9 protein-coding genes are annotated in these 9,168 nt (G+C 49.1%); 5 read left to right on the forward strand and 4 right to left on the reverse strand.

What is annotated here, in order from left to right; translation table 11 throughout:
• The first annotated feature begins 153 nt into the window (after positions 1-153).
• Positions 154-537, forward strand: a complete 384-nt coding sequence (locus CFERDRAFT_RS11400; RefSeq protein WP_040433851.1) for a Spy/CpxP family protein refolding chaperone — start codon at positions 154-156, stop codon at positions 535-537.
• 70 nt (positions 538-607) lie between these two features.
• Complete coding sequence (locus CFERDRAFT_RS11405; protein WP_006367380.1) at positions 608-1,153, forward strand: Spy/CpxP family protein refolding chaperone; 546 nt, start codon at positions 608-610, stop codon at positions 1,151-1,153.
• Positions 1,154-1,204: 51 nt separating this feature from the next.
• Here the strand turns inward: CFERDRAFT_RS11405 and CFERDRAFT_RS11410 are convergent, their stop codons facing one another.
• Complete coding sequence (locus tag CFERDRAFT_RS11410) at positions 1,205-2,668, reverse strand: lipopolysaccharide biosynthesis protein (protein ID WP_006367381.1); 1,464 nt, start codon at positions 2,666-2,668, stop codon at positions 1,205-1,207.
• Positions 2,669-2,690: 22 nt separating this feature from the next.
• The gene (locus tag CFERDRAFT_RS11415) at positions 2,691-3,035 is read right to left on the reverse strand and encodes a hypothetical protein (protein ID WP_040433854.1); all 345 of its coding nucleotides are present in this window, start codon (positions 3,033-3,035) and stop codon (positions 2,691-2,693) included.
• 123 nt (positions 3,036-3,158) lie between these two features.
• Here CFERDRAFT_RS11415 and CFERDRAFT_RS11420 point away from each other — a divergent pair, with 123 nt between their 5' ends.
• The gene (locus tag CFERDRAFT_RS11420; protein ID WP_006367383.1) at positions 3,159-4,139 is read left to right on the forward strand and encodes a KpsF/GutQ family sugar-phosphate isomerase; all 981 of its coding nucleotides are present in this window, start codon (positions 3,159-3,161) and stop codon (positions 4,137-4,139) included.
• A 166-nt stretch (positions 4,140-4,305) separates the two neighbouring features.
• On the opposite strand, the gene sucD is transcribed toward CFERDRAFT_RS11420, so the two are convergent.
• Both sucD and gatA read right to left on the reverse strand, forming a co-directional pair.
• Positions 4,306-5,205: a succinate--CoA ligase subunit alpha gene (gene sucD / locus CFERDRAFT_RS11425; protein ID WP_006367384.1), complete on the reverse strand. Its 900-nt coding sequence runs from the start codon at positions 5,203-5,205 to the stop codon at positions 4,306-4,308.
• A gap of 49 nt (positions 5,206-5,254) precedes the next feature.
• On the reverse strand, positions 5,255-6,679 hold the full coding sequence (gatA, locus tag CFERDRAFT_RS11430; protein WP_006367385.1) for an Asp-tRNA(Asn)/Glu-tRNA(Gln) amidotransferase subunit GatA: 1,425 nt from the start codon (positions 6,677-6,679) through the stop codon (positions 5,255-5,257).
• 222 nt (positions 6,680-6,901) lie between these two features.
• Here gatA and CFERDRAFT_RS11435 point away from each other — a divergent pair, with 222 nt between their 5' ends.
• Positions 6,902-7,750 (forward strand): isoprenyl transferase, encoded by an 849-nt coding sequence (locus CFERDRAFT_RS11435; RefSeq protein ID WP_006367386.1) that lies wholly within the window; start codon positions 6,902-6,904, stop codon positions 7,748-7,750.
• Between the two features lie 23 nt (positions 7,751-7,773).
• Positions 7,774-9,168 (forward strand): outer membrane protein assembly factor BamA (gene bamA / locus CFERDRAFT_RS11440; RefSeq protein WP_006367387.1); only part of this gene is annotated, 1,395 nt, incomplete at its 3' end.

Genomic DNA, 9,168 nt, shown 5'->3' on the forward strand with positions numbered 1-9,168 from the left:
AGCTACGGCTGAACCCGCAACAGATCCATCCGTCCGTCGGATGCCGATACGGCTTTTGTACGGGGTACGATGTGCAATCCCCCGGTTAACGGACAAAACGGGGGACAGAATCAGTGGCAGCAAAATGGCTACTGTCCGGGACCGAAGGGGTCGATGCAGCAGATGAGAAAACCGGGAGCAAGGGGAATGAACTTCGGTGCAAGAGCCTGTCAGCAGCAGCTCAAGCTTGATGATCGCCAGAGCGAGCAGATGGCAAAGCTCCGGAAGACACATTTCGAGCTTATGGCTGCCGAACGCCGGGAGCTGACAACTCTTAACCGCGAGCTTCGTACAGAGTCACTCAAAAGCAGCCCTGACAGAAGAGTGATTCAGCGCCTCTCGGAACGAATTGGCAGAAAGCATGCAGAGCTGGCACGCCTGAAAAGCCGCCATATCACAGAAGTTGGTTCAATATTGAGCCCGTCACAGCGCAATGAAATGCAGAAGATGATCGAGAGTCGTCCGATGCGCGGCAATTGCGGCGCGAAGTGCCTGTAAGCAGAACGGCTCCTGATTTTCACCCCGGGAAGGTAACGTGAATTCCCGGGCAACCTGACCTGATGATATCATGAATTTTCTTACTTCAAAGAGAGTTGTCACAACACTGGTCGTTTTTCTTGTGCTGCTCAATATCGCGCTGCTCGGATTTCTCTGGCGGCAGAAAAGCTGCACCTTGCAACCAGCCGGCACCGGTGCCCGCCAATTCCATCGTCAGAATCCGTTTACTCTGCCGCTTGGTCTGAGTGAATCGCAAACCGTCAGTTTCCAGCAGCTCCGCCAGAAACATTTCCGTAAAGTGCAGCCTGATATGGAGACGATCGGTGTGCTGAAAAAACAACTGGTGGAAGAAGCGCTGAACGATAAGCCTGACAGCGGCAGGATCTCGACTCTGGCTGCAAAAATCGGTTCACACCAGGCTTCCATAGAGAGAGAACTTGCTCTTCATTTTTATGAACTGGCCAAAATATGCAAACCGGAACAGCGGGATTCACTTAAAAAAGTACTTGATCGTATCTCCACAAGAAGATTCTCCGGCAGTCGAGATCGAGGGGGCTTCAACCACCCGACAGGTCAGGGGCGGTTTCACACCGAAGGTCAGGGCGGCCCGAGGTAACGCTACCTCCCGAATTTTCCCCTTACCCGGATGGCAACAAGTGCAGCCTCTTCACGAAAGAGCAGCACGGCACAAACAAGGTAGAGGAGGAGCAGTCCGGCGTTCAACACAATTGCCGAACCTGCCAGAGGCACAGCGGATGGAAACATGCTCTGAAACCAGGCCAGGGCCAACACCCGCAGCAAGAAAGAGGCCCAGCTTGAGCCAGTCATGGCTGACAGGAAAGAGCCTCAGGGAGTACCATGCCATAACAAGGCACATCATGAATGTACCGGCAACAATAGCATAGGCAGCTCCATCCATACCGCCGAGAGGGATGAGCCACCAGCAGCAAAGGGCAGTCACCGCAGCTCCTGAGAAGGTTACAACAGGCAGATAACGGGTATTGCCGGTAATAAGCAACCCTGCAGAGAGATTGGTGGAGACCATATCAAACACATAGCTTAAAAATATCCAGGGCAGAACCGAAAGGCCGATCCAGTATCGGGGAGGAAGGAGATAAAAGCTCCCTCCGTAGTGATAACGGACAAGGTCGGGGACAAACAAAGATGCGGCAAGCGCCAGAAACATGGTAAAAAGGGTAGAGATACTCAGGATATGCCGGAAAAGCTGTTTGGCATCAGGATCCTTCGAATGCTGAAGGAAAAAGGGCTGCCAGGCAAAACGGAACACCTGGATAAAGAGCTGAAGCACCACGCCGAATGCTGCAATACGTCCATAGATACCGACAATATCCGAAGCCTCGAACCCTTTGCCATATATCCTTTCAATTTCCGCAGGTGATATCCTGATCAGGATGTTCCGGTCAATGAGGTGAATCAGTAGGCCGGCAATCCCGGTCGGAACGTAGGGAAGGCCGATGCGCAGCATTTCACGCAATTGCAGGGTTGAGAAAAAGAGCCTGAACTGCTGAAAAACGGGCACGACAAAAATCAGGCTGACTAAAGAACCGAATGCCTCTGCAATAAACACACCATGCAACCCGGCATTGAACTGAAGAATAAGCAGCAGAGCACTGATGACAACGGCAATAACCCCGCCGACTCTTGCCATGGCAAATTGCAGCGCCTTTCTTTTGAGACGAAGCTCAGCAAAGGGTATGACCAGAAGGGTATCAAGCCATAAAATCAGTGCCGCGTAGCGGATAAATGGGAAATCAGAAGCCGACAGGCCTATCAATCGGGAAATTTCGGGAGCAAAAAGTGCTATCAGCAGGGCAAAAAGGGTCGAGGTAAGAAAAAGGCAGATAAACGCCGTTGAAAAAAGCCGGGTTTCATCTCTCTCCCGGTTGGTGGAATCAGAGGCAACCTTGAGATATGAGGTCTCAAGCCCATAGGAGAACAGAACATTGGCGAGCGCTATGTTGGCATAGACAATGGTCTGTATACCATTATCGAATGTCGTCAGCTTGTTTGCGTAAAGGGGAACCAGAAGATAGTTGAGACTGCGGGCAAGAATGGAGCTCACACCGTAGATAACCGTATCCTTGAAAAGAAGTTTCAGTTTTGAAAGCATGCAGTAAACAGATCAGAACACCTTAAACCGTATCATTATTTTTGTCGGACACACCATTGCCATTGCTGGCCTCCTTGCGCAATCGGAGTGCCTCCTCATCAATCTGAAACCTGCCATCCTTTTGTATCACGGGTATTTTTGAAATAACATCCCTGAGGTGGCGCTGAGCCTCCTGCTGATGCTGTTTGAGTTTTTCAAGTTCATCCCCGTAGAGACCGACCGGATTATCCTTGTCAATCAGCGTATCCCTCAAGGACTCTATCTGCAGATTCTGCTCCCTTTTCATATATCCGACAAACCTGGTGAAGAGAAAAGCAAAGACGGCAAATAATATCCAGGATAAAAACATCAGAACAACCCAACTCATACACAAAAAGCTTTATGATTAGCAAAGCAACTCATAATTGTTCAATTTAGCCGATATTACAGTTTATAAAAACAGAAACCGATCATCTTTTCGTCATTTGAAGCTACAATTTTTCTGGCAACTATGAGCGCAACGTCACAGAACCTGCATATAACAGAAACCGGCAAATCAATACTTATTCAGGAAGCACGGGCGATTCAGATGATGGCAGAGCGACTTGACAGCCGTTTTTCAGGTGCAGTTGAGCTGCTTGCATCGTGCAGCGGAAAAATCATCATCTCCGGTATGGGCAAATCCGGCATAATCGGCCAGAAAATTGCTGCAACCATGGCATCCACCGGATCGACCGCTCTTTTTCTTCACCCGGCAGATGCTGCTCACGGTGACCTGGGGATTGTCAGTCGTGGTGACGCGGTCATCTGCCTTTCAAAAAGCGGCACTACCGATGAATTGAACTTTATCCTGCCCGCCCTGAAAGAGATAGGGGTATCAATCATTGCCATGACTGGCAACCCGCGTTCATTTCTTGCCCAGAATGCCGATATCATGCTCGACACCGGTATTGAAAAGGAGGCCTGCCCATACGATCTTGCTCCTACCACCTCAACCACAGCCATGCTTGCCATGGGAGACGCGCTGGCCATCGCCCTCATGCAACGGAAAAATTTCACCCAGCGGGATTTCGCCCTGACCCATCCCAAAGGATCACTCGGACGCCGTCTGACCGTAAAGGTTTCAAGCGTCATGGCCAAAGAGAGTGCCGTCCCCGTTGTACATGAAAAGGCTTCTGTGACCGAACTTATCCTTGAAATGACCTCAAAACGGTATGGTGTAAGCGCGGTTGTTAATGAAGATGGGCGACTCACCGGCATATTTACCGACGGTGACCTTCGCCGCCTGGTTCAGAATGGCACCGAGTTTCTCAGCCGCACCGCCGGTTCGGTCATGACACCGAATCCGAAAACCGTTACAACGACAACCCTTGCCAAGGAGTGCCTTGATATCCTTGAAACCTACAGGATAACACAGCTTATGGTGTGTGACCGTGAACATCGGCCGGTCGGGCTTGTGCACATTCACGACCTGATTACACTGGGGCTGTGAGGGGATATTTTGGGGAGAGTATTGAAGAACAGGACAAATGGGACATATAGGACTAATGAGACCTATAGAAGAAAGAAGATGTTGTAAACAAGGATCTTTCTTCGTGAAAAAGGGCGACCACACAGGGTCGCCCCTACACAAAATTCATAATTCAAAATCTCTTCTCTTATCGTCCAAGAGCCTTGAGCATGGCTTCACCGAGATCTGCAGGACTGTCAACAACATGAATGCCTGCGGCTTCCATCGCTTTTATCTTGTCCTCAGCTGTTCCTTTTCCTCCTGAAACAATTGCTCCGGCATGCCCCATCCTGCGGCCGGGAGGCGCAGTACGACCGGCAATAAAACCTACAACCGGCTTTTTGAAATGTTTGCTGATATACTCGGCAGCCTCCTCCTCGGCACTTCCGCCAATTTCACCGATCATGACCAGACCTTCTGTCTCCTCATCATTGGCAAAGAGTTTAATGGCGTCAATAAACCGGGTGCCGATGATCGGATCACCGCCAATACCGATACAGGTTGACTGACCAAGACCGACCTGGCTTAGCTGATGTACCGCTTCATAGGTCAGGGTGCCGCTGCGGGAGACCACTCCGATAGTCCCCTTTTTATGAATAAAGCCCGGCATAATACCGATCTTGGCTTCGCCCGGAGTAATAACACCGGGACAGTTTGGCCCGACAAGCAAAGCACCTTTTTTCTGAACAAAAGCATAGGCTTTCATCATATCATTGACCGGAATACCCTCGGTAATGCAGATGATCACTTTAAGGCCCGCAGCAGCAGCCTCCATGATGGCATCGGCAGCAAATGCTGCAGGCACAAAAATAACAGTTGCATTGGCTTCCGCCTTTTCCACCGCATCGCGCACGGTGTTAAAAACCGGCACCGGTCGGCAAAACTTGTCCTTTTCATTACCGTGATAGAGCACGCCGCCTTTTCCCGGAGTAACACCGGCAACCACATTGGTTCCATATTCAAGAATCTGGGAGGTATGAAAGGTACCTTCTCCACCGGTAATTCCCTGCACGAGCAGGCGTGTATCCTTGTTAACTAAAACACTCATAGAGCTACTGATTAGTATTGATGGTTATAAAATACGCCCTGAGAAATTATCAGGAAGCCTGCATATGTCTGGCTATACCAAGCAGTTTCCCCTCCTCAAAAAAGTTACAGATAAGATGCAGACCGACAGGCAGGTTGAGACTGTCGAATCCGACAGGCACACTCACAGCCGGCATACCGACAATACTTGCCGGAACGGTAAAGACATCAGCCAGATACATTTCAAGCGGGTCTCCGGTTTTATCGCCGATACCGAATGGCGGAAACGGAGAGGTCGGTCCGGCAATGACATCAACCTTCTCAAGCGCCTCACGATACCTGTCCTGAAAAACTCTTCGCACCTGCTGGGCCTTTTTATAGTACGTATCGTAGTAACCGGCGGAAAGCACATAGGTTCCAAGCATGATCCTGCGTTTGACCTCCCTGCCGAAAGCTTCCGTTCTGGAGTTCACATACATAGCCGCAAGATCTTCCGCACTGCCTGAGCGATAGCCATACCTTGCTCCGTCAAAACGGGCAAGATTGGATGAAGCCTCCGCCGTGACCAGAATGTAGTAGGCCGCGATTGCATAATCACTTTCAGGAAGGGTTATATCAACGAGCTCCGCTCCCCTGTCACGGAGCTCATGAAGCTTGCCCTTTACAAGGCGGGCAACATCAGGATTCAGGCTTTCGTGAAAGAACTCCGAAGGAACTCCGATCCTGAGACCTTCAACAGAGACCGCCGCCATGCCGGCTCGATAGTCGGGCACCGCATGCAGTGAAGAGGTGGCATCATGCTCATCCTTGCCGGCCATGACCTCAAGCACCAGAGCCGCATCATCACAGTTCATGGCAAGAACCCCTATCTGATCGAAAGAGGAGGCAAATGCCACCAGACCATAACGGGAAATACGTCCATAGGTCGGCTTCAAGCCGACAATATTACAGAAACCTGCCGGCTGGCGGACAGAGCCCCCGGTATCGGAACCAAGTGCCACCATTGCCAGACCATTGGCCACTGCCGCCGCCGATCCTCCCGAACTGCCGCCGGGCACTCGTGTTTTATCAAAAGGATTGGGAACATTGCCGAATGCCGAATTTTCATTCGAGCTGCCCATGGCAAACTCATCCATATTGGTTTTGCCAAGAAAAACAGCATCGGCCTCTTCAAGGCGCAGAACGGCTGTTGCATCGTAGACGCTTTCGTAATTCTCAAGAATTTTTGATGCACAGGTGAGTCCGGCTCCTTTTATAGCTATATTATCCTTTATAGCTATCGGCATGCCGAACAGTTTTCCGGGGTTACCCCCTTCCACGAGCTTCCTGTCAAGGGCTTTTGCCCGGTCAAGTGCCTGCTGATGGAAAACAGTTATATAGATATTGTCAGCGTGATGCTGATCAATACGGTCCAGATAGAGACGAATGACCTCCTCACAGCTTATTGCCCGGGAGAGAAGTCTGGAACGTAGATCCTCGTAACCACTTAATTGCACGTCAGTTATAAATTATTTTATGATAAGATTTTGCCGCGTCGATTGTTGCTCACTTTAACAATGAAAATGAGGATCTCACTACTGGAGCTGTGTTCTGTCTAAAGTTTGTATAATAAGAAATAACTGCATATTATTCACTCAATTTAAGGTGTTTTCGTCTTCTGAAAACATCAGCAGCTTAGGATCTCATAGTCCCGTAAGCTATAAGGAGTAAAGAGCGTTATGGCTATAATCAAGACAATGTCTCAATCATCATCATTCAAGCCCCACTGGTTTTCTACTGACAGTGACACCTCTGACAAACGGCTGCAAGCCGAACTGAAATCATCCTGCCAACTCCCCTGTCATATTGCCATAATTATGGATGGAAACGGCCGATGGGCCCGTTTAAAGGGGAAAACAAGACTTGAAGGTCATATTGCCGGTGTGGATTCAGTCAGGGATGTTGTTGAGGCGGCCTCCCAGCTTGGCATCAAATACCTAACCCTTTTCACTTTTTCTACAGAGAACTGGAACCGGCCCGAAAAGGAGATTTCAGCCCTGATGCAGCTTCTTGTCAGAGTTATTGGTCGCGAAACCAAAAAACTGCATGACAACAACATCCGGCTCAATGTTATCGGAAACATAGCGCGCCTTCCTGAAAAAGTGAGAGCCGTGTTGCAAAACACCATGGAACTCACCAAAAACAATAACAAACTTGTACTGAATATAGCGCTCAGCTACAGCGGGAAATGGGATATAGTCCAGGCCTGCCGCTCCATGTTTTTTGAAATACAGGCTGGAAATATTGATCCGGATGCTATTGACGAGCAACTGCTCTCATCCTACCTCTCTACGGCATCAATGCCCGACCCCGAACTTCTGATCAGAACCAGCGGTGAGTTCAGGATAAGCAACTTTATGCTCTGGCAGAACGCCTATTCGGAAATATATTTCACCAATGCCTACTGGCCTGACTTTCGTCGCTCGCAGCTTTATGACGCCATACTGGAATATCAGAACAGGGAACGCAGATTCGGACAGACAAGTGAACAGATTCAGAAAAAAAATATAGCTTCAACCAAGCACTAAAAGGATTGATACCTACGTAATTCATGAAAAAAACGCAACCACTGATAACATTAGTTCTGACGGCCCTTGCATTTAATTTTACTGTAAATACTGTTGAGGCAAAAACACGCACAAAGGTTACGGAACCGGCGAAAGCCATTGAAGCAAAACAGAATTCGTTCACGGTAGCAAAAATATCTTTTGTCGGACTGGAGACATTGAGTGAGCAGGAATTAACGGCAAGCCTTCCTGTCAAGGTCAATGACCGGATCACCATACCCGGAACGGAACTCTCCGGAGCAATGCAATACCTCTGGCAGCTCCAGCGCTTCAGCGATATCAGTGTCGAAAAAAACGATCTCGGCCAGGGCAGAATCTCCCTCAGGTTTACAGTACATGAACTGCGGATTCTTGATAAGGTAACCTTTGAGGGAAACAGAAAGTACAAAAGTGATGAACTGCTTACCAAAACCGCTCTTGTAGCGGGTCAGAAAATCAGCGAGCAGGATCTGCTGACTGCGGCAAATAAGATCGAAAAGCTCTATGCCACAAAGGGCTATCTGACCGCCGGTGCAGAGTTTACTCTGAAGGATAATGGCAAAAATCATGTGGCCGCCCACTTTACAATAAGTGAAGGGTCAAAGGTAGCTATAGAAAAAATAACCTTTCATGGCAACACAGCTTTCAGCCAGAATAAACTGAAAGGGGTGTTCAAGGAGACTTCCCAGAACTCCTGGTGGCGTAAAATCTTCGGTGCACCAAAGCTTGACAAGGATAAATTCAGCGATGACAAGAACCTTCTCGAAGAGTTTTATCGCAACAACGGCTATCGTGATGTAAGAATTCTTCGTGATTCGATCAGCTACACGGCTGATAAGAAAGGGGTGTTTCTTGACATTTTTCTTGAAGAGGGCCGCAAATACTCTATCCGCAACATTACATGGAGTGGAAACACCAAGGATTTTGCTACCACAGCAATACTCAACAACAACTTCAGGATCAAAAAGGGTGATGTCTACAATGCCAGAATGATTCAGGAACGGCTGAATTATTCGCAGGACAACAGTGATATCAGTTCACTCTATCTGGATCGCGGATATCTGGCATTCAATGCAAAACTTGACGAAAAGGTCGTAAAACCCGACTCCGTAGATCTGGCGATCTCGTTACGGGAGGGGGAGCAGTTCCAGCTGAATACCATCAACATCAAAGGCAACAGCAAAACGAAGGACCATGTGATCCGCCGTGAGCTCTACACGATACCGGGAGATATGTTCAGCCGCAGTAATGTGGTGCGCAGTATCCGGGAGCTCAACATGCTCAACTACTTTGAGCCGGACCGGATATCACCGGACGTTCAGCAGAACCCGGAAAACAACACGGTTGATTTGACCTACAATGTAACGGAAAAGCAGACCGACACCTTCAACGCTTCGGTA

The sequence above is a fragment of the Chlorobium ferrooxidans DSM 13031 genome (assembly GCF_000168715.1).
Taxonomy (GTDB): Bacteria; Bacteroidota; Chlorobiia; order Chlorobiales; family Chlorobiaceae; genus Chlorobium; species Chlorobium ferrooxidans.